This window comes from Bacillus sp. DX3.1, assembly GCF_030292155.1.
Lineage (GTDB): Bacteria > Bacillota > Bacilli > Bacillales > Bacillaceae_G > Bacillus_A.
This window is the reverse complement of record NZ_CP128153.1, coordinates 1500728-1524224: the sequence shown is the minus strand read 5'-3', so window position 1 is coordinate 1524224 and position 23497 is coordinate 1500728. Positions and strand designations below refer to the sequence as shown.

The window sequence follows — 23497 nt, the reverse complement described above, 5'->3', positions numbered from 1 at the left end:
TTATACTACCCTTCATTATTCCACTGTTCCTCTTCTATTATATCTTGTAAATCCGAAAAAAGAATAAAATAACTGTGATAATTTTCTAATTCTACTTTTTTCTTTGCTACTTCTACAATATATTTTGGACTTCCTGGTTTCTCTTCATCGTATACAGCTAACAGCGCATCGCTTTTTTCAATAAAAAATTGATTTTTTAATCGAAATTGCTCTGGACTTTCATATTTTCTTTTCGTAATGCTATCAACATGATCTGCTTGCGCTAGAATGGACTCGTAATATTCACGATTTCCTTCCTTCCACGTTTCTTCTTGTTCTAAAAACGGGGTAAACACTGCAAGCTTTAGATCTGGATATTCTAATTGCATCTCAAAAACAACTTCAGCTGCCCATAACTCCACACCTAATTGGCCACTGATAATTACCCATTCTAATCCTTCCTCCATAAAGGCAAGTAATCTACGATGTACCGCTTTTTTTATACAGGTAACACCTGGATGATCTTTCGTAAAAATTCCAAGCTCAAATGGTTTATATCCTGTTACAGCTACAACTTTCATATCAACACTCCATTTTTCCCCTAAAAGTGCTTGTTCAAAAAGGAGGATAAAGATAGCCGAGTAGTTCGAGGCACGTAAGCCAGGAGGATACGGAGTGTAGATCGAACTACATGAGTACCGGACTGGCGACGTAACGAAGAAATGCGACAGCTATCTTTACCGGACTTTTTGAACGTCTTCTAAAAGAAAAGAACTAGCTATTTGCTAGTTCTAACATAACACTTACTTTTTAAATATTCCACCGACATTTGGTCCTACGTTTGGTCCGAATGGAGATACATTAGGTCCTGGTCCATATGGGGATATTTGTGGACCGTGACCACATGGGGATACTTGTGGACCAGGTCCATATGGGGATATTTGCGGACCGTGACCACATGGGACACAACCTCCTCCGAATCCTCCAACAGGTCCTCCTCCAAATCCTCCAACAGGTCCTCCTCCGAATCCTCCAACAGGTCCTCCTCCGAATCCTCCAACAGGTCCTCCTCCGAATCCTCCAACAGGTCCTAGTTGTCCAGAATCTACAACATTCACATTAGAAGTCGTTTGCGGGAAAAGATGTTGATTTTTAAGCTGTTGGTGATGAACATGTGTTGTATGAGTTGGGTGAATATGTGGTACCACCGTTGTTGAACAAGTGTGTGTTACACACTGTTTTGTTGGATGAATTACAGGAGGTGTTATACTAATAGGTGAAACAGGCTTATGCCCTCCAAAACAAGGATGACAATGATACATAGTTTTTTCTCTCCTCTCTCATTTCAAAAATGTGACTACACTTTACAATATGAGAAAGAAGTAAAAGCCGTTTGTTATATATACCCATTTCCAGTAGGAATTTGTCTATAAAATTCGGTTGTAATTTGTAAAAGCCAAAAGCGGACATGCAATCATGATGAAAAACAATAATAAAACGGATGTTTTCCCATGCCATCTCTCCATAGTCAATCGTTCAAATAGTCAGTGTAAAATAAAGTGAAACTTTAATCAACCGAGAGGAGTTCTTCATCCCCGCTGATTATTAGCCCTGACCAATCGAGCTTTTACGGGCTGTTTATCCCCCACCTAACTTCTTTGCTTTTTCCTGAGCTTTGAGGTGGGGGGACTACTGCCCGCGAATAGCGGGATAAATAGGAAGTACAGATAACTATTTTCACGAAATTTCATACCTTAATGTCTATGTCACACTTCTATCATACATACAGCCATCCTTACTTCACAAAAAAGCCTCCAACTTGTTTTACAATTCCCGTAACCTGATTCATAGCATTCATCATCTGTCCTGCTGTATTCATCATTTTATTCACATCATAGTTACCATCAGACGTCTTAAATTGGGATACAAAACTAGAAAACTGACTTGGCTGTTGCTGTTGCTTTTGTTTGTTCAACGTTGGATATGGTTGAACAGGCTGTTTCGGTGGGTAAAACATAGATTGCTGATTCATATAAGGCTGTTGCTGATTCATATAAGGCTGCTGCTGTTGATTCATATAAGGCTGTTGCTGTTGATTCATATAAGGCTGTTGCTGTTGCTGTTGCTGTTGCTGTTGCTGTTGCTGATTCATAAAGGATACTTCAAATGGTTGATAATAATTCATTTGTTCTCCATAGTAAGGCATAAATGGATACATATTGTAACGAAAAGATGGATTTTCATTGTACTGATATACGTTGGGTTGTTGATATGAGCTCGGTTGCTGGTATACATTTGATTGCTCATATACATTAGATTGCTGAAACATGCATTCTCCCCCCTCTAACTAGGTTTCTACATATAGAATATGTACCTATAAAATAAAATGTGTAACCTTAAAAATGTCTGTTTTTGTCGGAAGTTTAAATTTTTAAAAAAATAAGAAAGTAAACCTTTTCATGCTACGATAGTAAAGAAGAAGTAGATTCTCATGGGGGAGGAATAAGCATGTTGTTAGGGGATTTAAAACAAGCTTTTGCTCAAAAAAAGGGGTACGACACAGAAGATATGAATGAATTGCTTGATTTTGCTAGATATCATTATTTAGAAGGAAAAATCTGCATCTCAGAATATCGAACGTTAACACGTGAATTAGAAACAATCGGTGCTACTAAACCAGCACATACTATTGTAGAAGCATAAAAAAACAAGAGGGTCTCCCCTCTTGTTACTTACATTGTTCTACAATATTTTGAAGCGTATAAAGAATCGCTTGGTGCGTTTCATAAAACCGCTTCCCTTTTCCCTTATTTACAAAACATTGCAACGCATTATTTTGTAAGTTTTCACAAACTTGATCAATTTGCTGCACATGGATATATTTTGGTTTTTCTTGCTTTATCCATTGATAGGCTAATCCTTTCCACTCTTCTAACTCCTGATCCACAACATTTACAAATGGCTTCATATCTTTATAAAAATCAAACTCTTTATTTTCTTTCTTTTTTATAATTGTTTCGTCATTATAATGTATTAACTTTTCCGAAGACTGTATTAACATTTTATATTCCACTATATTTCCACCCTCTTAAGCGCTCACTACGACGTTTTGAAACGTTTGGAGCCAACTTCCTTTTTCTTCATGATGCGACAATTTATCTTCCATATGTTGGATATGCATTTCCGTTACTTCCACTCTATTGTGTAAATCTTCGCGTTTATCCTTTAAAGAATGACTAACCCTAAGAGAAACATTCATTTCCAGCAAATCAAGAGCACTTAACATTTGATCCATTTTTTTCATTACACTTTCTTTCTGAACCATCGCCATTTACAAAACGCCTCCTTCTTTGCTTTTCCTTTGTCATGTAATTTCGACGGGCCTCTTTTCGCTCCTGCATACTTGACAAAACTAGTTGAGATTCGGCAAAGAAATCGTTTCGTATGAGATTTTTAGTAATGGTAACAATACGAATGGGAGGTGTTTATCATGGCTAAAACTAAAAATGAAAAGAAGAAAAAACAAAACAAACAACAAAATAAACCCGAAACTGGAAATCCAAAGCTAGATGGGCCAAACTTTCCTGCTACATAAAGTGAAACTCACATCCAGCGGGCTCTGATGGGCGGTTTATCCCCACATAACTTCCTTGATTCTTCCAAACTTTGAGGTGGGGATATTACTACCCATGTGTGATACATAAGGGTGAGCTCTTGTATGTAACTTCTTATTAAAATTCATACAGAGTATGACCTATTCAGTAATAAATCAGTCCCGCTCCCTTATAAGGGAGCGGGACTTTTTCTTATTATATCATGAAGTCGATATTTTTTTAAAAAAAGCTATTTAATGAAGAAAAAATATGTACTTGTTGTTGTTTTTGTAAAAACCAGGCTGTAATATCTATTTCTTCTTCTGGCTCCTGAAATAAAAACCACGCCTCTACCTCCATGTTTTCATCAAACCAATCTTTTTCTACCTTATTATGATGAGAGATGATTGTAAAAGCCTCTCGAAGTTGCGGTGTATCTTTCTCTTTTGAAACAGCAAAATACTGCTCATAATCCATTCTTGACCCTGTATGAACCGTTAATAAAGCAAAAGCATGAAACATCTTTTCATATGTTGGATGAAATAGTAGCCATCCTAATTTCTTTCCTAATTCTATACGTTTTTGCAATGTTTCAAATTGATATACGGAAAAACCATACAACTCCCCAGCTGTGGTCGGAAAAATAACAGCACTAAAATGAAACAATTCTTGGAACTTAAACAGTAAGGTTTGAAATACATGTTTTTGAAAAAACGGATGTTCAATGACAGGCTTTTGAATTTTATTTTGTTCATTAATAATAAGCGCTGTGATTAGTCGCTTTCGATCTCCGCTCTTCCAAAAATTTCTCCATTCTTTCTCCATAAAAATAGATACATAAAAAAACTGTAATAAATGAAACAATGGTCTTTTCATTTCTTTGCTGTACTCATAGAGTAACAATTGCGGATATGCGTCTGAAAAAATGAGCCAATTTGCACTTTCATACGTAAGAAATAATTGCTTTCTGATTTCCTCAGATAGAACTCTCGGATAATATTTCCCTTCTAAATCTGTCATATTCCATCCAGCATTCCTCGATACCATACTCGCTAAAAATGACCACCCGATTTCTTTATTTCGCAAGTAGTATTCTTGATAAGCGTGTGTGCGTGAAATATTATCTACATTTGCTAGAACTGTCTGTTGCTTAATACGTCCTATCAAATATTTCTCTTCTTTCATACAAGAAATTCCGCTGCGCTCTCTTTTTATTTTCTCATACTCATCCTGTACAAACATCTCGAAATCATCACACCTCTCTTGAAAAAAATCGCATCTTGTTTGTTTTTTTTGATATAATCACCTTTGTAAGTGATTCTAGGCAAGTTGGAGTGGACAAACTATGACCATTCGTTATCCGAACGGAAAAAGGTACAATCAAGCGTTACAACCTCAAAAAACACAATTAAAAAAGCATACTTATAGTAATAGAGGTATGTCTCTTGAAGAGGAATTAAATGAAACAAATCAATATTATTTAACACATAATATTGCATGTATACATAAAAAGCCCACCCCTCTTCAAATTGTAAAAGTAGATTACCCTGCTCGAAGTGCCGCAGTTGTAAAAGAGGCTTATTTTAAACAGCCATCTACAACGGACTACAACGGTGTATACAAAGGACGGTACATTGACTTTGAGGCGAAAGAAACCAAAAATAAAACAAGTTTTCCGTTGCAAAACTTCCATCTTCATCAAATTGAACATATGAAACAAGTAGTAGCTCATAATGGAATTGCATTTGTTATTATTAAATTTACGCTTTATGATGAATTTTATTTACTCGATGCAAAACATGTTATTTCATTTTGGAATCGCCAAGATGCCGGTGGACGCAAATCGATTACAAAACAAGAAATCGAAGAGCACGGATCCTTATTATCATGCGGTTATCACCCTCGAATCGATTATATTCGCGTACTAGACATGGTTTATTTTTCGTGATAAAGTCAACAATAAGGCTCTTTTTTCGACTTTTGGGGAGAAAATGAAAGGTAGGAGAAAGTATAATGTCAGAAAATTATCGTTCTCGTACAGAACGAAAACATGCACAAAATCAAAAGCAAGAAACACATAAAACGGAGAAGCCAAAGAAAAAGGGTTCCTTTTTTAAGAAATTTTTAATTGCTTGCTTATTAATTGGCATTGTTGGTCTTGTTGCTGGAGTTTCCGCTTTCTTTGTGATGGTGAAAGATGCTCCAAAGCTAGATAAAGCAAAACTTGTCAACCCATTATCAACAAAGTTTTATGATAAAGATGGGAAATTTATTTATGAATATGGGGCCGAAAAGCGAACGAATGTCACTTACGATCAAATTCCAAAGGTAGTAGAAAGTGCATTTCTTGCAACGGAAGATGCTCGTTTCTATACCCATGACGGCATTGACTTTAAACGGACCGGAAAAGCAATTTTTGAAAACTTTACAAGTGATTCTAAGCAAGGTGGTAGTACGATTACTCAACAAGTAATCAAAAACTATTTCCTAACGTTTGAAAAAACATCAAAACGTAAAGTACAAGAATGGTATTTAGCTTATAAGCTAGAGCAACAATATTCAAAACATGAAATTTTAGAAATGTACTTAAACAAAATCAACCTTGGTAACCGTTCTTATGGGGTTGCAACAGCTGCAAAAAACTATTATGGAAAAGATTTAAAAGATTTAAAATTACATGAAGCTGCTATGCTTGCTGGTCTACCACAAGGCCCAAACAAATATGACCCAACAAAACCCGAAAACGTCGACGACGCAACAAAACGTCGTAACATTGTACTAACGTTAATGAATCGACACAACTTCATTACGAAGCAAGAAATGGAAGAAGCAATGAACATTCCTGTAACAGAAGGACTTCTACCATCTAAAGAAGCAACAGAAATGCCATATCAGGGATTCCTTGATGCTGTTGTACAAGAAATTGAAGCTGAAATAGAAGATGTCAATATTGGATCTGATGGTCTTTCTATTTATACAACGTTAGATACGAAAGCCCAAGACCATGCAGATAAGATCATGAATACCGGTGAACTCGTGAACTATCCAAATGATGAATTCCAAGGTGCATTTGTCTTTATGGATACAGCTTCTGGAGAAGTTCGTGCAATTGGTAGTGGTCGCGGAGAAAAAAAAGCAACATTTAAAGGTCATAACATGGCTGTGGATTTAGAACGTGCTGTTGGTTCTACAATGAAGCCAATCTTTGACTATGCTCCAGCTATTGAATATTTAAAATGGTCTACTTATCATCAAGTAGATGATTCAGAATATAAATATTCAACTGGCCAAACAATTAGAAATGCGAACGGTCGATATGAAGGACCAATGTCAATGCGTTACGCGCTGCAATGGTCTAAAAACGTACCTGCTATCAAAACAGCACAAGAAGTTGGTTTATCAAAAGCACAAGGTTTTGCACAAGAACTTGGCCTTACATTCGGTAAAGATGGTGCGGTAGAATCAAGTGCAATTGGTACAAATGAATCCTCTCCGTTAGCAGTTGCTGGTGCATATGCTTCTTTCGGTAATGGCGGTGTTTACAATAAACCTCACTTCGTAACAAAAGTGGTTTATCCTGACGGAAAAGAACATAGCTTTACACCAAAAGAAAAACGCGTTATGAAAGATTACACTGCATATATGATAACTGATATGCTTCGCACGGTCGTTCAATCTGGTACCGGTAAAACAGCAAACATTGGTTCTCTCGATATCGCTGGTAAAACAGGTACAACAAACTATGATGCACCAACATTACAGAAACATAATATTCCAGCTTCTGCGAACCGTGACAGTTGGTTTGCTGGCTATACACCACAATATACGATGGCTGTTTGGACAGGATATGAAAAAGATAGTCCTGAAAATTATGTTGGGGCCAACTCAACTCAAATTGCTCCACGTATGTTTAAAGCAATGATGAGCGAGTTGGCAACAGATAACGCCCGTTTTGAAATGCCAAATACAGTATATCGTGACAATGATGAACTATATATTAAAGGTGTAAAAAAAGATGCTGTAAAGAAAACAGAAGTAGCTCCACCTACTGGCTTAAAGCCTGCTTACGATCAAGCATCTAATACCATTACATTACAATGGTCTGGACCTTCAGGCGTTTCGTATTCTGCAAGCTATAAAGGAAGCGATGGCTCTAGCGGTGGTTTATCCGTGAGCGGTACAAGTGCCTCACTTGGCGGTGTTAAACCCGGCGTAACTTACAGCTTCTCTGTAGTAGCGAAAAAAGGGAATGGAATAAGTGATGCAGCAGGTGCATCCATCACCATTCCGGGCGAGAGTACAGACGATAAGAAAAAAGCCGAAGAAGAAAAACGCAAACAAAATGAAGAAGCTAAGAAAAAAGCTGAAGAAGAAAAGCGCAAACAACAAGAAGAAGAAGCTAAGAAAAAAGCTGAAGAAGAAAAGGACAAACAAGAACAGCAAAAACCGGATAAACCGGACCAACCAGATAATAAACCGGACCAACCAGATAATAAACCGGATCAACCAGATAAACCGGCTACAGGACAGCCTGGTGGTGGATCTAACCCACCACCAGGTGAGGTAAAGCCTCCGCCAGGTGAGGTAAAGCCTCCACCAGGTGAGGGTGAGGTACAGCCTCCAAATCCGGTACCACAACAATAAAAAAGAAGTCACCCTCTCCTAGCGAGACGGTGACTTCTTTTTTATTAGTAATGCTTTTACATAGAGCTTTTCAATTTCTTCATACAACTGCGTAATTTGAATAAAGGAATGATAATGATCTGGTTGCGCTGTAATAAATAAATAGCGTTCCCTAAAATTAACAGGCTTTATCTTTAACTTTTCAATTTCTTTCTCAATCTCTTTCATTCCTGGTACTAGCTGTCCATTCAACCAGTGCAGAATTGATACTAAATGTGCAGCAAACTGAATCATCGGTTCTTTTGCTTCTTTCCGCTTTCGATTTCGAAAAAGTATAGAAATATCCTCTTTCTTCGCTTTCCACACATCTAACACCGCCGGAATACTCGTTTCTATTTCACTCCACGGCTTATATTGCTTCTCTATATCAAATAAAAAATAAGTACTTTCTAACAACTCTACAAAAGATTGATCTGTATCATATTCTATCTTCTTTACATCACTTTCAAAAAAAGGAATACATTGAAATTCATCTGGTATTTGTAATACTTGTTTCATTCCTTCATTTCCCCTTCATCCGCTTCTTGCCTTCACGACATACTTCTAATAACCGACACTCTTCACATTGCGGACGCTGCGCTTTGCAATGATAACGACCAAAGAAAATCATACGGTGATGCGTAACACCCCACTCTTCCATTGGTACTTTCTTCATTAATGTTTTCTCTACTTCTGATACAGAATCTTTCCAGCGACAAATTGCAAGACGCTTGCTCACCCGTTCCACATGTGTATCAACAGCGATAGCTGGGATGCCAAATGCTACGGAAACAACTACATTTGCCGTTTTTCTGCCGACACCTGGTAGATTTATTAATTCATCTCTATCTTGTGGTACCTCTCCATCATAATCATCAAGTAGCATCCGACATAGCTTTTGAATATTTTTTGCTTTATTTCGGTACAATCCGATTGAACGGATATCCTGCTGCAATTCTTCTAACGAAACGCTTAAATAATCTTCAGGCGTCTTATATTTTTGAAATAAACTCTTCGTTACCTTATTTACAAGTACATCTGTACATTGTGCAGATAAGGCTACGGCAATGACAAGTTCAAATGGATTTTCATGATTTAATTCACAATGTGCTTCCGGATACATCTCTGCCATTGTATCTAAGCAATGACGAATTTGTGTCTTATTTAACATGCCTGTCCTCCTATATTACTGCTCTAACCAATTATAAAAAGGGACTTTCCCTGTATATTTTGTCTCTTGTTTCGATACTTGCTGTGTTCGCTGTTGATTTGCTCTAAATTTCCGTCCTTGATCTTGCGCTTGATCAACAGTCTTAATTCCATTCTTTTTCCATTCAAACAAGATTCGATCAATATACCGAAAGTTAAGTTTCCCACTCATCACCGCTTCACGAAGAGCTGCTTGGATTAGATTGGGATGATGTTGATCTTGATCTTGCCACATTGCTAACGTCTCACACTCAAACGGAGATAGCGGTCTGCCAAATTCATGTTCAAAAATTGTATATAAATTTACTTGTAGTTCCTTTTGTTCTTTTTGTTCTTCCTCAATGCTTTCATTCATTAAAAAATGTAATATTTTTTCCCAAAGCGGCTGTAAAGAATAACTCTCACATATACCAGCTTCGGATTTCTGACCGCCTTCTAGTGCTAAAAATCCTTTTTGAATTAATACTTGAATGATTTCCATACTCTTCATTTCTGTAATTGTCATACGCTCCGCAATTTCCGCTGGAGTTGGAAAAGAATTCCCAGCTTCTAAAAAAGTATGCACATGGAGCACTACCATAAACTCTATCTCATTTAAACCAAGTTTTTTATAATGCATCATAAGCAACTTTGGAATAGCAATACTTCCCTGCTCAAACCATTGTAGCATCATTTTCTTCTTCATGTTTCAACACCTCGATTTCTAGTATAACACACCTGTTAGCATTTCTTTTTGCCACAATTCGTCAAAAAACCTCCCTATAGATAGGGAGGTCATCTTCATTTGTTCACAATTACTTTTAAGCTTGCACTTTATCGTTCATAAACGCATTAATTCGCTCTAATGCTTTCTCTAATTGCTCAAGAGATGTTGCATAAGATAAGCGAACATTGTTTGGCGCACCAAATCCTGTTCCTGGCACAAGCGCCACTTTTTCTTCTTCTAGTAACGCTTTTGCCCATTCATCAACTGTATCGTAACCAGCTAATGTAACAGCTTCTTTTACGTTCGGGAACAGATAAAATGCCCCTTGTGGTTTAATACAAGTGAAACCTGGGATTTGAATCAGTTTATCATAGATGATATTTAATCGCTCTTCAAACGCTTGACGCATCATTTCGACAGGTTCTTGTGAACCGGCATATGCAGCAATTGCTCCGTATTGTGCAATTGAAGTTGGGTTTGATGTACTATGACTTGCTAAGTTCGTCATCGCTTTAATAAGCTGTTTATTACCTGCTGCATAGCCAATGCGCCATCCTGTCATAGAATGCGATTTAGATACACCGTTAATAATAATTGTCTGTTCTTTTAATGCATTAGAAAGCTGAGCAATGGATGTATACTCGGTTTCGCCATAAACCAATTTCTCATAGATTTCATCAGAAACGATTAAAATGTCGTGTTCTAAACATACTTCTCCAAGCTGTTGTAATTCTTCTTTGCTGTAGATCATTCCTGTTGGATTGCTCGGCGAATTAATAATAACAGCTTTCGTTTTCTCCGTAATTGCCCCGCGTAGCTGCTCTGGTGTAATTTTGTATTGATTGTCTTCTAAGCCTTCTACATATACAGGCTCACCACCAGCAAGCTTCACTTGTTCAGGATAACTTACCCAATAAGGAGTTGGAATGATAACTTCGTCTCCTTCGTCAAGTAACACTTGAAACAATGTATATAAAGCATGTTTTGCTCCATTACATACAATAATTTCACTAGAGTCGTACGCTAACCCTTGATCACGAGTAAACTTTTTCGCAATTTCTTGTTTTAGCGTCACTAATCCGCCTGTTGGCGTATATTTTGTATGCCCTTCTAACATCGCTTGATGTGCGGCATTCATAATATGCTCCGGCGTATTAAAGTCCGGTTCTCCGGCTCCTAGTCCGATTACGTCATGGCCTTCTGCTTTTAATGCTTGGGCCTTTGCTGTAATTTCTAAAGTTGAAGACGGTGTTAAAGCAGCTACTCGCTTTGCTAATTTCATTTGTGGTTTCCCCCTGCATCTATTTTTCAATGCTGTAATAACCAGCATATTTCCCATCTTGAAATTCTAGATAATAATACGTATAACGACCTTCTTGATCAATATATGTAATTTCCCACAATGGAACATCGTTTTCAGCACCTAATTTAACCTTTACAAATTCTTTTGGCTTGCGTTCACTAGCCACAATTTGTATTGCTTTCTTTTCGGAAATTCCTTCGCTTTTTTTCCGCACTAGGACATTTCCTTTTTTCTCAGGTACCCAAACGATTGTTTGTTCTCCTTTTTCATCCACACCTTGTACGACTGCATATGAAGATTTTCCGTTATAGTAGTCGACTTTTTCTACTTTTGTGAGCTTGGCTTTTTCCTTTGCCATCTCAATAGTTTTCGACTCTTTTGGAATTTTTTTCTCCATCGTCGTATTATAAATATGCACCCCATATAACCCAATTGCAACGATAACGATAATGATGGCAAAGATCCACTTTTTCATTGTATCACTACGTTCTGTATATCGTAAATACTGCTGTTTCTTTTTCGTTTTCGTCTAATGCCAACCCGAACATGAGGTCCTGCTCTTTTAAAGTGCGATTTAAACTATCAACAATTTTATACAAATCGGACGTATATTTAATACGCGTTGTTGATAGCACTTCGATTTTCTTCTCCATGAAAACTCCTCCGTTACACAAAAATTTCTAATTATAGAAGAACGCAATACGGTTACAATAAGAGTACATTCTTTACAACCCCTGCTTCATCACCCATCTATTATAGCAGGACATGTACAGCAAAAAAAGGTTTCAAATTGAAAAGCAATACATTTGTATACATGATGTAAGAAAAATAAAATTCCTCCTACCCACATTTTACGCCTGAAGTACCATGTACTTCAGGCGTATATTTTTACTCTATTCTAATTTCTGCAAAAGCTCTTCTAATGGTCCCTCATAAAGAGGAACATTAGGAATAGACTGAAGAAATCGTTTTCCATAAAAGGCTGTGGTTAAACGACGGTCTAACACAAATACTGTTCCTGTATCCGTCGTTGTACGAATCAATCGGCCAAATCCCTGTTTAAAGCGAAGGATTGCTTGCGGAAGTGCAAGCTTTGTAAATACATCTTCTCCTTTTTCTTTCATCCATTCACTTTTCGCTTGCATCATCGGCTGACTAGGAGGTGTAAACGGCAATCGAACAATAACGAGACAACTTAACGCATCACCTGGAATATCAATCCCTTCCCAAAAACTACTTGTTCCTAAAAGAATTGCCTTTTCAAACTCTTGAAATTTCCTAACTAAGCGGCTGCGACTACGATTATGAACACTTTGTGTAAGCAATAAAAAATCTTCTAATTCATCTTCTTGTTTTAAATTTGCATATGTTTCTTTTAACATTTCATACGATGTAAATAAAACAAGCATTCTCCCATTTGTAGATTTCGCAATTTTCATAATATGCTGCGACATTTCGTTTACATACTCTTTCTCACTTACTTGCTTAATAAGAGGAACGTCAGTTGAAACCATTAATTTTACTTGCTTCTCATAATGAAATGGCGACGGCACTGTGAATGTATCTGGTGCGAAGTCATGTAGTCCTAGTTCTTCTTTTATATAGTCGAATGTATTATTTACAGTTAACGTCGCTGACGTGAAGATTACACTTTGTTTCCCTGTTAGAAACTCATCGGCAAACTTTTCTGCTATATGGACGGGCTGCGCATATAATACGGTTGAATGAATCGTACCTTTCGTTTCCGTCTCCATCCATGTTACATAAGATGTTTGTTCTAAAATAAGCAACTGAAGCGAATCAGCCATTTTCCTTAACAACTCAATCAGATGCATAAACTCTCCTGTAACAATATGCATCTCCCACTCCATTTGATTTTGCAGTACATCAGCTTGTTTCTCTAACAAAGTAAGTAATTTTCTTAATTCGTATACAAAGCGATTGGTTAGCTCAACAATGCTACTCCATAGCTTTCCTCTTTCTTGTTTCGCATCGTATCGATAAACGAGCGGCATATTGCTCGCTCCTTGTTCTTGCTTTGTTTGTTGGAATATAAATGTACGTATCATTTGAAATAATTCATCGGCATCAAATTTAATTTCTTTCAGCCTATGGCTCAGCATTCGAAAAGTTGAACGTGATGCATATTGTGATTTTTTCATCATCTCATACACTTTCGCCAACACATCATCTGTTTCTAACGTACCTAGACGTGATAAAACAAGTTGAAAATACATGCATGAAAACTGTTCACCAAGTGTTCTGCTTGCTGTTTCTTCAAGATGATGTGCCTCATCAAAAATAATATGTTCGCACGATGCCAAGAGTGGCTCTTCACTAACAAAGTCTTGAAATAATAAAGAATGATTTGTAATCACAATATCTGCAAATAATGCTTTATTTTTTGCACGTTGATAAAAACAGCGGCTAAACCAATTACTCTGCATTCCACCTGGACTGTATACGTCACTACAAATACGCTCCCATAGTAACTTTCCACCTTCTGGAATATTGAGCTCATCTCGATCACCCGATTCTGTTTGAAGCAGCCATACTAAAATTTTTGCTTTCGTGATCGCAACATCATAATTCCTCTCTTCTTCTTGCAGTGCATGTTCAAATTTATGTAAACAAAGATAATGCTTTCTACCTTTTAAGAGAGCCACTTCAAACGGAAACGGCAATATGTTTCGTAATAAAGGAATTTCATTTTCAAGCATTTGTTGTTGAAGCTGTACAGTTTGTGTACTAATTACGATAGGTTTTTCTGTTTTCTTCGCATAATACACGCTTGGTAGTAAATAGGCAAGCGTCTTTCCTGTACCTGTTCCCGCTTCAATTAAAGAAAAACGAGAGTCTCTTAACGCCGTATATACTTCCGTCATCATTTGCTGCTGTCCTTCTCTTTTTTCAAACGATGACATCGTTTGCGCAAGCTGCTCCATCGCTTTATGTAGAAAGGCATCAAATTTAGATGAACAATCGTCTCCCATTGCTAATGTGTAATTTCGTTTTCGAAGTGCAAGATTTCGGTGTATATCGTATTTCTTTACATCTTCTTTGCCATGCATCATTTTCTTTAAAATATTCTCTGAAATAATATCGCCTATATTACTTTGAAACACATCACTTAGTTCATACAAGGATTGCAATGTAACAAGCGGGAACTGCTTTAATTTGTCTAGAAATTGTAAAAATAATTCCGCTGTAACAAGAGCATCACTATCTGCACGATGTGGTTGATCATGTTCCAATTCATATTTTTTTGCTAAATCACGTAATTTATAGCTATCAGCGGTTGGCAAAATAACTTGTGCCAGTTCAACTGTATCAATTTTAGGGCAGTTTACTTCTGGATATCCAGCCTGCTTTAATTCGTCTTTTAGAAAATTCCAATCAAAGTGAACGTTATGTGCAACAAAATAAGCACCTTGTAATAGTTCAACAATCATCGGCGCTACATCGCGAAATAGCGGGGCTTGTTTCACGAGATCTTCATCGATCCCTGTTAGTTCTGTAATAAATGGGGGAATCTCTCTCTTTGGGTTGACAAAAGACGAAAAAATTTCCAAGATTTCTCCATCTTCCACTACAACAGCTGCAATTTGTGTAATTTTGTCCTTCCCATCTTTCCAGGAGTTCCCTGTCGTTTCCAAATCAACAACGACATAACGCTTATTCATATGTAACACCTCAATTTCTTACCTTTCAAACAACAGAAATTCATATATTGTTACTATACCACGTTTTTTATCATCTTAATGAAAAGAAACAAAAAAAGCTATCCCCGTGAAGAGATAGCTTTTTTTACTTATAAAATCGTACCAGCTTTTTCAGCACCCAACATTTCAATAATCTGATTATTATCATCTAACACTGCAATTTTCGGTACTTGCTTGCATACCTCTTCTGCTGCTACAAGACCGTAGCAAATAATAATAACTTTATCACCTGGTTGAACCAGTCTGGCCGCTGCACCGTTTAAACAAACAACACCACTACCACGCTCTCCTTTAATAACATATGTCTCTAAACGAGCTCCATTATTATTATTAACAATTTGTACTTTTTCATTTTCTACAATTTCTACTGCATCCATTAAATCTTCATCAATTGTAATACTACCTACATAATTTAAATTTGCTTCCGTTACAGTCGCGCGGTGTAACTTCGCTCTCATCATTGTGCGAAACATCGATGCTCCCCCTTATTCAACCGTTAATGTAATATTGTCAATTAATCGTGCATTTTCAAACTTCACTGCAATCGCAATAATGATGCGTCCTTGGATTGTCTCAATTCCCGTCAAGTTTGGATACGCATATACATCTACATAATCGACGATACCTTGCGTATTTACTTCGATATATTCTTTCACAAGACTTGTAATCATTCTTGGATTACGTTCCCCTGCTTCAATACGTTCTTTTGCCATACATAAACTATGGTATAAATAAGGCGCTTCTTGACGTTCTCTTTCTGATAAATACACATTACGAGAACTTCTTGCTAATCCATCCTCTTCTCGGACAATATCGACAGGTACAATCGTAGTCGGAATATTAAAATCACTCACGAATCCTTCAATTACGGCAACTTGCTGGGCATCTTTCATACCGAAATAAGCGCGGTTTGGCATTGTTACATTAAAAAGCTTCATTAATACTGTCGCAACACCAGCAAAATGGACTGGACGCTGCTTTCCGCATAATACATCTGTCCGCTTCACAACTTCAATTTTTGTTGTTTGCTCTGCGGGATACATTTCCTCTACGCTCGGATAAAATAAGTAGTCAGCGCCTGTTTCTACCGCTATCTTCTCATCTCGCCCAATATCACGCGGATAACGATCTAAATCTTCATTCGGTCCAAATTGCAATGGATTCACAAATACACTTAAAATAACAATTTCATTCTCTTGTCTTGCTTGACGTAATAAGGCCCCATGCCCTTCATGTAAATAACCCATCGTTGGAACAAATCCAATTTGTTTACCTCTCGCACGAATCTCTCCAGCAATTTGCTGCATCTCTTGCACTGTTGTAATAATTCTCATCACTGTTTCCCTCCGTATAACGCTAAGCATTCTTCCTCTTTCATTGTGAACGAATGTTCTTTCCCTGGAAATTGTCCCGTTTTCACTTCAGTCACATATTGTGAGATTCCACGTACAATTTCTTCTTGGACAGACGTATATTGCTTCACAAATTTCGGAACACGCGTTACCCCATACGAAATGAGATCATGATAAACAAGCACTTGACCATCTACTTTCGCTCCAGCACCTATGCCGATTGTCGGAATCGTTAGTTGCTGTGATACAAGCTCAGCTAGTTGCATTGGCACACATTCTAATACAAGAGCAATCGCTCCAGCCTCTTCGCATTTTTTTGCATCTTCTAACAATCTGTTCGCGCTTTTAGCATCTTTTCCTTGCACTTTATAGCCACCTAGTACACCAACAGATTGTGGTGTTAAACCAAGATGAGCCACAACTGGAATTCCTGCATTCGTTAAGAAACGAATAATAGATACTACCTCATCAGCACCTTCTACTTTCACTGCATGTGCTCCGCTCTCTTGCACAATGCGACGAGCATTATGCATCGTTTCTTGCAGAGATACGTGATAAGACATAAACGGCATATCTGTTACAATAAAAGTTTCCTTCGCTCCGCGGCGCACTGCTTTCGTATGGTGGATCATATCATCTACCGTTACCGGAATTGTAGAATCATACCCAAGTACAACCATTCCGAGTGAATCCCCTACTAAAATCATATCGATTTCAGCTTCTTCCGCTAACTTAGCAGATGGATAATCATACGCAGTAAGCATCGTAATCGGCTCACCTTTCTCTTTCATTTTCAAAAAATCTGTTCTCGTTTTCAAAAATTACTCCTCCTTTATACAGGAGAGAGGAGATGGCCGAAATCATATAAAAAACCCCTCTGGCCATAAAAGGGCAGAAGGGTTGTGTTAGTCGGCAAATTTCATCCCTCTGTCCCAGTCCGTTGTTGGATCAAGGCAGAATCCAAATTATTTTTTCTTCATTGCATGAATAGTGGTGCAGTTCTGTGCGATACTGCCCATATTCGAACTAATTATAGCAAACTCGGAAATGAAATTGCTACACTTTTTTGAAAAAATAAATTCCCTTCATAATTCGGTATATGAAATTTCATTTGCTCCGGCACACACAACGATATACGCATGGTTCATGAAGTGAGACTTTTATCAGTGGGAAGGTCTTTATCCCCCACCTAACTTCTTGACTTCCTGCCGAATTTTGAGACGGAGGTATTACTGCGGGATAAAGTAAAAAGAAGCTCCCTTCTTGGAAGCTTCCTTTTACTTTATTTCTATATCTGCAGAATGAATATGATGAATATGCCCTTCATGATCTTCTAACATGAGTACACCATCCGCTGTAATTCCTTTTGCAACACCGGTAATTGCATCTTTCATCGTACGAGCCGTAATTTCTTTTCCAATGCTCACTGCATAACTCTCCCAAAGAAGTTTAATAACAGAGAATCCATTTTTCAAATATTCTTGGTACAACTTTTCCATTTGTAAAAAGATATGTTGCATAAGCTCTGCTCGAGCGATTGGTTTTCCTACTTCAATTGCTAAAGAAGTCGCAATATGTTGGATTTCATCAGCAAAATGTTCCTGTTTTTGATTTACATTAATGCCAATTCCAATAATGACAGCATTAATTTTATCTGGATCTGCTTGCATCTCTGTTAATATGCCAACAGCTTTTTTCCCTTGAATTAAAATATCATTTGGCCATTTAATGCCCACATTCACACCTGTACATTTTTCAATTGCTTGTGCAACGCTAACAGCTGCTAATAAAGTAAGCTGTGGTGCTTGATGAACCGGAACTGTTGGGCGTAAAATAATGCTCATCCAAATTCCCGTACCTTTCGGTGAATGCCACTTTCGGCTTAAGCGACCGCGACCGGCCAATTGTTCTTCAGCCACAACAATTGTTCCTTCGGCTGCCCCTTCATATGCAAGCCGTGCCGCAATATGCTGCGTTGACTCTACTGATTCCTCAAAATAAACGGTTCTGCCGATAAATTCTGTCTGTAAGCCCAATTGAATTTCATTTGCTGTTACTTTATCCGGTTTACTATTAATTCGATATCCAAGGCGACGAACAGCTTCTAATTCATATCCCTCACTTCTAAGATCCTCCATATGCTTCCAAACTGCAGTTCTTGAGCAGCCAAGCTTGTCGCTAATTGTTTGACCGGATACAAATTCGCCATCTGCTTCAGAAAAAATTTGTAATAATTGTTTTCTCATAGTAGATTGCATTGCTGTAGCCACTCCCTTATGTTCTCTTTCTCATTCTCTAATCTTCCATACAATACTTCTTCCTCAATCTTTTGTAACACTTCTGCTACCCATGGGCCTGGTGTTTTTTCTGTCCAAACTAATAAATCATTACCACTCACGTTCATTTCCTGACGGTTATGAATTGGCAGTGCATCAAATAAAGACTGTACCTCATGTACAGCAAACAGATCATACTTCTCTATCATCACTTGATACACTCTTTCTGCCATTAAAGCAATCTCATTACCCGTTTTATATAGAGAAACTGCATCCCAAGCTTTTGTTTTTCGAGAATGAATTGCTAGTATAACAGCTACAATATCTTTTATTTTTTTATTTGAAAATTTCCATTGGCGTAAGAAAACAGATGGATGCTCTTCACCAATACAATGTAAAAAGAATGCCCATATTTCAATTTCCGTTTCGAAAGAGTCCCAATTATATTGCGTCGCTTCCGAAATAGTGGATTCTGACATTTGCAAATATGGTAAATGCTCAAATAGCTTTGTTGCTATTAAATGCTGAAGTCCTTTTGTACAATATGTACCAGTCAATAGTTTTTCAAATTCGACTGTAATTCTTTCGATTGCTATATGTTCTAGCAAATGTCCATACGTCTCAATCGCTTGCTTGGTTTGTTCCTCCAAAGAAAATCCAAGTGTACTAACGAAGCGAATACCACGCATCATACGAAGGGCATCTTCTTGAAAACGATCTGCAGCATTCCCTACCGTTGCAATTTCTTTCTTTGCAATTGCTTCTTGTCCACCAAACAAATCAATTATTTCTCCATGTTCGGTCATCGCAATCGCATTCATTGTAAAATCTCGGCGCTTTAAATCTTCTTCTAACGAACGAACAAATTGAACACTGCTTGGACGTCGAAAATCTTCATAATCACTCTCTGTTCGAAAGGTCGTCACTTCATACGGGACACCTTCCTGTACAACAATGACAGTACCGTGTTCAAGACCGACAGGAACGTGCCGTGGAAACAGACGCATTACCTCTTCTGGAAGGGCGGATGTTGCGATATCAATATCACCAATTGGTCGTCCAATAATAGAATCACGAACGCTCCCTCCAACAAAATACGCTTCAAAACCATGCTGCTTTAATGTTTCAATAATCAATGCAGCTCGTTTAAATTGTTTCATTTTTGTCATCCCTTAGTATGTCATAGTAAATCGTTTCATATTGTGAAACAATTTTTTCTGAACGAAATTGTTCATGTACAGCTTCCATTGCTCGCTGTGCCATATTACGATGGAGTTCTTCATTTTTAAGTAACTTGGTTGCTTGCTCCGCTATTCCATGAATATCGCCAACTTCACATAAGTATCCGGTTTCACCATGTTGAATCACTTCCGGGATACCACCAACGCGCGTACCGATGCAAGGCACACCACATGCCATTGCTTCAAGCAAGACGAGACCAAAGCTTTCTTTTTCTGATAAAAGCAACATTAAATCACTCATCGCAAGAAGCTCAGCTACATTATCCTGTTTCCCTAAAAATAAAACATGTTCTTCAATATGTAAACTTTTCACAAGTTGTAAAATAGTACAAAACTCAGGACCATCCCCAACAAGCAATAGCTTTGTCTTAACTTGTTTTACAATTCGAGCAAATGACTGTACGATATCTTGCGCACGCTTGACTTTTCGGAAATTCGAAATATGAATTAGCACTTTTTCATCTTCTTTTATGCCATATTCTTTCTTAAGTTGCGACATGTCACGTTTGAAATACACTCGTTCATCAATGAAATTGTATACAGTTTGGATATCCTTTTTCGGCTTCACAAGCTCAGCTGTTTCTTCAATTAATGAACGAGATACAGCTGTTACAACATCAGATTGCTCAATTCCAAAACGAATTAAATTATTTAAGGATGGGTCCGATCCGAGTACCGTAATATCTGTCCCATGTAACGTAGTAACAATCTTTATGTTCTCTCCAATCATCTGCCTTGCTAAATACGCACAGATTGCGTGTGGAATCGCATAATGCACATGTAAAACATCCAATTGTTCTCTCTGTGCAACTTCTGCCATTTTGCTTGCTAATGCTAAATCATATGGTGGATATTGAAAAACAGAATATTGATTTACCGTTACTTCATGAAAGTAAATGTTAGGGTATACTTTATTCAACCGAAATGGCAGACCAGATGTAATAAAATGAATCTCATGTCCGCGTTCTGCTAATTGTTTTCCTAACTCTGTTCCGACAACTCCAGAACCGCCAACTGAAGGGTAACATGTAATGCCTATTTTCAATTTCATTTATATCCCCCTATTAAATCCGCATGTAACAAAACTGGCTTTTTGCTCATAAACCCTTCCGCATACATAACCCCAACTTCTTTTCCGAACATTTTTTCACGGGCAATAACCGTTTCAACATATCCTTCCGTTAAAGGTGTCTTTACGCCATCACTCCCCGTTGTAAATTGGCTTTCATATGCTTCTAATGACGATACTTTTTCAGTAAGATGCTCGCTAATATCAATACAGAAATTTGGTTTATGAAAACCATTGATCATATAGTAATAAAAAGATTGCACACGGTGCGGTTGAATTTCCGGCATATATTTACGAACACCAGCTGAAAAAACAGCCTCTTCCACAAGTTTTGCACAATTTGCATGGTCCGGATGACGATCTTCGTAATAAGGTGCGAAGATGAGCGTTGGCTTATATGTTCGAATGATTTTCACGATTTCTCTTATATACTCTTTCTTCATATATAAACCACGGTCCGGCATCGCTAAGTTTATACGCTCTTTCACTCCCATAATATGGGCAGCTGCTAGTGCTTCTTGTTTCCGTAATTCCACCGTTCCATTCGAAGATAAGTCAGCTTCTGTTAAATCACAAATACCAACTTCATATCCTTGTTTTGTATATTTCGCAATGGTGCCAGCCATACCGATTTCAACATCATCGGCATGGGCTCCAAACGCTAATATATGTAATCCACTCATAATTGTTCTCCTCATTTTCTTAGCTTTCGGTAGTCTAAATCTCCTCGTTCTAATGCATGCATTAACATCTCAGCACTTGCCATATTCGTTGCAAGGGGAATCGCGTACACATCACATAAACGAAGTAATGCATTCACATCCGGCTCATGTGGTTGTGCCGTTAGTGGATCCCGAAAGAAGATCACCATATCTAAATCGTTTTTCGCAATCATTGCACCAATTTCTTGATCACCGCCAAGAGGACCGGACTGATATCTTGTTACAGACATGCCAGTCGCTTCCATAATACGAAGACCTGTTGTCCCTGTTGCAAAGAGTTCATGTTTTTCGAAAATTGGTTTGTATGCGTATGCAAACGAAACCATATCATCTTTCTTTTTGTCGTGTGCAATTAAGGCAATCTTCATCGGTAGTCTCCCCTTTAGTCGATAATGTTTTCTAAACCGTATACAAGATGATCAAGCTCCATTACTGTTTCGATGGATAATTTTACACCTGACATAAATGATGCACGGTTGAAAGAATCATGACGAACTGTTAACATCTGTCCATCTCCACCAAATAATACTTCTTGATGCGCAATAAGTCCTGGTAACCGCACACTATGAATGTGAATGCCATCCACATTTGCACCACGTGCACCTTTTAATTGTTCCGTTTCATTTGGATGACCTTGCTGTTTTTGCTCACGGTTTTGGCGAATTAAATCTACCGTTTTCACAGCGGTTCCAGACGGTGCATCTAACTTCTGATCATGATGTAATTCAATAACTTCAACATCTTGGAAATATTTTGCTGCCATTTGAGAAAACTTCATCATCAATACCGCACCAATTGCGAAGTTTGGAGCGATAATTGTACCGACTTGTTTTTCTCTTGTAGTCTCCGTTAAGTGTTGTAATTCTTCTTCAGTAAAACCTGTCGTTCCAATTACGGAACGCAGACCATGTTCCACAGCAAGCGTCACATGTTTTTTCCCTACTTCTGGTGTTGTTAAATCTAGTAGTACATCCGCTTCTACTTCGTTTAAACAAGTATGTAAGTCCGCATAAATTGGTGCATCCAATGCAGGCATTCCAGCAATGTCAGCGATCTTTTCGCCACCATGTTTATAATCAATCGCTGCTACTAATTGAAAATGTGGTGTTCTTTCCATAAGAAGTACCGCTTCGTGTCCCATACGTCCTCTCGGCCCTGCAATAATTACTCTAATGTCTTTCATTCTTCTTTCTCTCCCTCTTCAATACGTGTCCAGCGATCCTTATCACGTGTATTAAATTTATTCATTACGATGTTATGTGCTGTTTCTAAATCAATATGTAAACTATTTGCCATACAAATCATAACAAATAATACATCTCCAAGTTCTTCTTCAATTGTTCGTTCTTTTTCAGTCGTTTTTTTCGGTTTTTCACCGTAATAATGATTCACTTCTCTTGCAAGTTCACCCATTTCTTCTGTTAAACGAGCCATCATGGCAAGCGGACTAAAATAACCTTCTTTAAATTGACCAATATATGCATCTACTTCCTTTTGCATATCTTTCATCGTTTTTTGTTCCATATTATTCACCTCTAATCCTTCTTCTTTCATGTTAGCCAATTCATCACGATTTGACAAATATTATTCCACTTTCCGCTCCATTTGCCACGTTTTTTTGGATAGACTATAATAAAGTGAACCTTTCTTTTGCAGCGTTTTT

Annotated in this window: 26 protein-coding genes; 3 read left to right on the top strand and 23 right to left on the bottom strand. The window is 37.7% G+C overall.

Features of this window, described 5'->3' with window-relative positions:
• Nucleotides 1-5 precede the first annotated feature (5 nt).
• The 3 genes from QRE67_RS07630 to QRE67_RS07620 all read right to left on the bottom strand — a co-directional run bounded on the left by QRE67_RS07630 (nucleotide 6) and on the right by QRE67_RS07620 (nucleotide 2308).
• Nucleotides 6-560 (bottom strand): SLOG family protein, encoded by a 555-nt coding sequence (locus tag QRE67_RS07630; RefSeq protein ID WP_286124298.1) that lies wholly within the window; start codon nucleotides 558-560, stop codon nucleotides 6-8.
• A 222-nt stretch (nucleotides 561-782) separates the two neighbouring features.
• Entirely contained in the window at nucleotides 783-1301 is a 519-nt protein-coding gene (locus QRE67_RS07625) for a CotD family spore coat protein (protein WP_286124297.1), read from the bottom strand.
• 473 nt (nucleotides 1302-1774) lie between these two features.
• Complete coding sequence (locus QRE67_RS07620; RefSeq protein ID WP_286124296.1) at nucleotides 1775-2308, bottom strand: YppG family protein; 534 nt, start codon at nucleotides 2306-2308, stop codon at nucleotides 1775-1777.
• 179 nt (nucleotides 2309-2487) lie between these two features.
• Between QRE67_RS07620 and QRE67_RS07615 the strand changes: the two genes are divergently transcribed.
• Nucleotides 2488-2682: a YppF family protein gene (locus QRE67_RS07615; RefSeq protein ID WP_286124295.1), complete on the top strand. Its 195-nt coding sequence runs from the start codon at nucleotides 2488-2490 to the stop codon at nucleotides 2680-2682.
• 25 nt (nucleotides 2683-2707) lie between these two features.
• Here the strand turns inward: QRE67_RS07615 and QRE67_RS07610 are convergent, their stop codons facing one another.
• The 3 genes from QRE67_RS07610 to QRE67_RS07600 all read right to left on the bottom strand — a co-directional run bounded on the left by QRE67_RS07610 (nucleotide 2708) and on the right by QRE67_RS07600 (nucleotide 4814).
• The gene (locus tag QRE67_RS07610) at nucleotides 2708-3052 is read right to left on the bottom strand and encodes a YppE family protein (protein ID WP_286124294.1); all 345 of its coding nucleotides are present in this window, start codon (nucleotides 3050-3052) and stop codon (nucleotides 2708-2710) included.
• Between the two features lie 15 nt (nucleotides 3053-3067).
• Nucleotides 3068-3310: a hypothetical protein gene (locus tag QRE67_RS07605; RefSeq protein ID WP_286124293.1), complete on the bottom strand. Its 243-nt coding sequence runs from the start codon at nucleotides 3308-3310 to the stop codon at nucleotides 3068-3070.
• 502 nt (nucleotides 3311-3812) lie between these two features.
• A complete protein-coding gene (locus QRE67_RS07600; RefSeq protein WP_286124292.1) occupies nucleotides 3813-4814 on the bottom strand; it encodes a DUF2515 domain-containing protein in 1002 nt (333 codons plus the stop codon).
• Between the two features lie 103 nt (nucleotides 4815-4917).
• Here QRE67_RS07600 and recU point away from each other — a divergent pair, with 103 nt between their 5' ends.
• Together recU and QRE67_RS07590 are read left to right on the top strand one after the other, a co-directional pair.
• Entirely contained in the window at nucleotides 4918-5520 is a 603-nt protein-coding gene (recU, locus tag QRE67_RS07595; RefSeq protein ID WP_286124291.1) for a Holliday junction resolvase RecU, read from the top strand.
• Nucleotides 5521-5585: 65 nt separating this feature from the next.
• Nucleotides 5586-8216, top strand: a complete 2631-nt coding sequence (locus tag QRE67_RS07590) for a penicillin-binding protein 1A (protein ID WP_286124290.1) — start codon at nucleotides 5586-5588, stop codon at nucleotides 8214-8216.
• A gap of 18 nt (nucleotides 8217-8234) precedes the next feature.
• On the opposite strand, the gene QRE67_RS07585 is transcribed toward QRE67_RS07590, so the two are convergent.
• The 17 genes from QRE67_RS07585 to QRE67_RS07505 form a co-directional block, all read right to left on the bottom strand.
• Nucleotides 8235-8753, bottom strand: a complete 519-nt coding sequence (locus QRE67_RS07585; RefSeq protein WP_286124289.1) for a YpoC family protein — start codon at nucleotides 8751-8753, stop codon at nucleotides 8235-8237.
• 4 nt (nucleotides 8754-8757) lie between these two features.
• Complete coding sequence (gene nth, locus QRE67_RS07580) at nucleotides 8758-9405, bottom strand: endonuclease III (protein ID WP_286124288.1); 648 nt, start codon at nucleotides 9403-9405, stop codon at nucleotides 8758-8760.
• Nucleotides 9406-9420: 15 nt separating this feature from the next.
• On the bottom strand, nucleotides 9421-10128 hold the full coding sequence (dnaD, locus tag QRE67_RS07575; protein ID WP_286124287.1) for a DNA replication protein DnaD: 708 nt from the start codon (nucleotides 10126-10128) through the stop codon (nucleotides 9421-9423).
• A gap of 115 nt (nucleotides 10129-10243) precedes the next feature.
• The gene (locus tag QRE67_RS07570; RefSeq protein WP_286124286.1) at nucleotides 10244-11431 is read right to left on the bottom strand and encodes a pyridoxal phosphate-dependent aminotransferase; all 1188 of its coding nucleotides are present in this window, start codon (nucleotides 11429-11431) and stop codon (nucleotides 10244-10246) included.
• 19 nt (nucleotides 11432-11450) lie between these two features.
• The gene (locus QRE67_RS07565; RefSeq protein WP_286124285.1) at nucleotides 11451-11927 is read right to left on the bottom strand and encodes a cell wall elongation regulator TseB-like domain-containing protein; all 477 of its coding nucleotides are present in this window, start codon (nucleotides 11925-11927) and stop codon (nucleotides 11451-11453) included.
• Between the two features lie 7 nt (nucleotides 11928-11934).
• Complete coding sequence (locus QRE67_RS07560) at nucleotides 11935-12105, bottom strand: YpmA family protein (protein WP_286124284.1); 171 nt, start codon at nucleotides 12103-12105, stop codon at nucleotides 11935-11937.
• A gap of 240 nt (nucleotides 12106-12345) precedes the next feature.
• Nucleotides 12346-15135 (bottom strand): ATP-dependent DNA helicase DinG, encoded by a 2790-nt coding sequence (gene dinG / locus QRE67_RS07555; RefSeq protein WP_286124283.1) that lies wholly within the window; start codon nucleotides 15133-15135, stop codon nucleotides 12346-12348.
• Nucleotides 15136-15263: 128 nt separating this feature from the next.
• Nucleotides 15264-15647 (bottom strand): aspartate 1-decarboxylase, encoded by a 384-nt coding sequence (gene panD, locus QRE67_RS07550; RefSeq protein ID WP_286124282.1) that lies wholly within the window; start codon nucleotides 15645-15647, stop codon nucleotides 15264-15266.
• A 12-nt stretch (nucleotides 15648-15659) separates the two neighbouring features.
• Entirely contained in the window at nucleotides 15660-16508 is an 849-nt protein-coding gene (gene panC, locus QRE67_RS07545; RefSeq protein ID WP_286124281.1) for a pantoate--beta-alanine ligase, read from the bottom strand.
• Nucleotides 16508-17344 (bottom strand): 3-methyl-2-oxobutanoate hydroxymethyltransferase, encoded by an 837-nt coding sequence (gene panB, locus QRE67_RS07540; protein ID WP_286124280.1) that lies wholly within the window; start codon nucleotides 17342-17344, stop codon nucleotides 16508-16510. The genes panC and panB overlap by 1 nt, the downstream gene beginning before the upstream one ends.
• Before the next feature lie 459 nt (nucleotides 17345-17803).
• A complete protein-coding gene (locus QRE67_RS07535) occupies nucleotides 17804-18784 on the bottom strand; it encodes a biotin--[acetyl-CoA-carboxylase] ligase (RefSeq protein WP_286124279.1) in 981 nt (326 codons plus the stop codon).
• A complete protein-coding gene (locus tag QRE67_RS07530) occupies nucleotides 18769-19962 on the bottom strand; it encodes a CCA tRNA nucleotidyltransferase (RefSeq protein ID WP_286124278.1) in 1194 nt (397 codons plus the stop codon). Before QRE67_RS07530 ends, QRE67_RS07535 begins: the two co-directional genes overlap by 16 nt.
• Entirely contained in the window at nucleotides 19949-21094 is a 1146-nt protein-coding gene (bshA, locus tag QRE67_RS07525; RefSeq protein ID WP_286124277.1) for an N-acetyl-alpha-D-glucosaminyl L-malate synthase BshA, read from the bottom strand. Before bshA ends, QRE67_RS07530 begins: the two co-directional genes overlap by 14 nt.
• Nucleotides 21091-21795 carry a bacillithiol biosynthesis deacetylase BshB1 gene (bshB1, locus tag QRE67_RS07520; protein ID WP_286124276.1) on the bottom strand — a complete coding sequence of 235 codons (705 nt, stop codon included), beginning with the start codon at nucleotides 21793-21795 and terminating at the stop codon, nucleotides 21091-21093. Before bshB1 ends, bshA begins: the two co-directional genes overlap by 4 nt.
• An 11-nt stretch (nucleotides 21796-21806) precedes the next feature.
• A complete protein-coding gene (gene mgsA, locus QRE67_RS07515) occupies nucleotides 21807-22202 on the bottom strand; it encodes a methylglyoxal synthase (protein ID WP_286124275.1) in 396 nt (131 codons plus the stop codon).
• Nucleotides 22203-22216: 14 nt separating this feature from the next.
• Nucleotides 22217-23017: a 4-hydroxy-tetrahydrodipicolinate reductase gene (dapB, locus tag QRE67_RS07510; RefSeq protein ID WP_286124274.1), complete on the bottom strand. Its 801-nt coding sequence runs from the start codon at nucleotides 23015-23017 to the stop codon at nucleotides 22217-22219.
• Nucleotides 23014-23358 (bottom strand): nucleotide pyrophosphohydrolase, encoded by a 345-nt coding sequence (locus QRE67_RS07505; RefSeq protein ID WP_286125211.1) that lies wholly within the window; start codon nucleotides 23356-23358, stop codon nucleotides 23014-23016. The genes dapB and QRE67_RS07505 overlap by 4 nt, the downstream gene beginning before the upstream one ends.
• Nucleotides 23359-23497 lie beyond the last annotated feature (139 nt).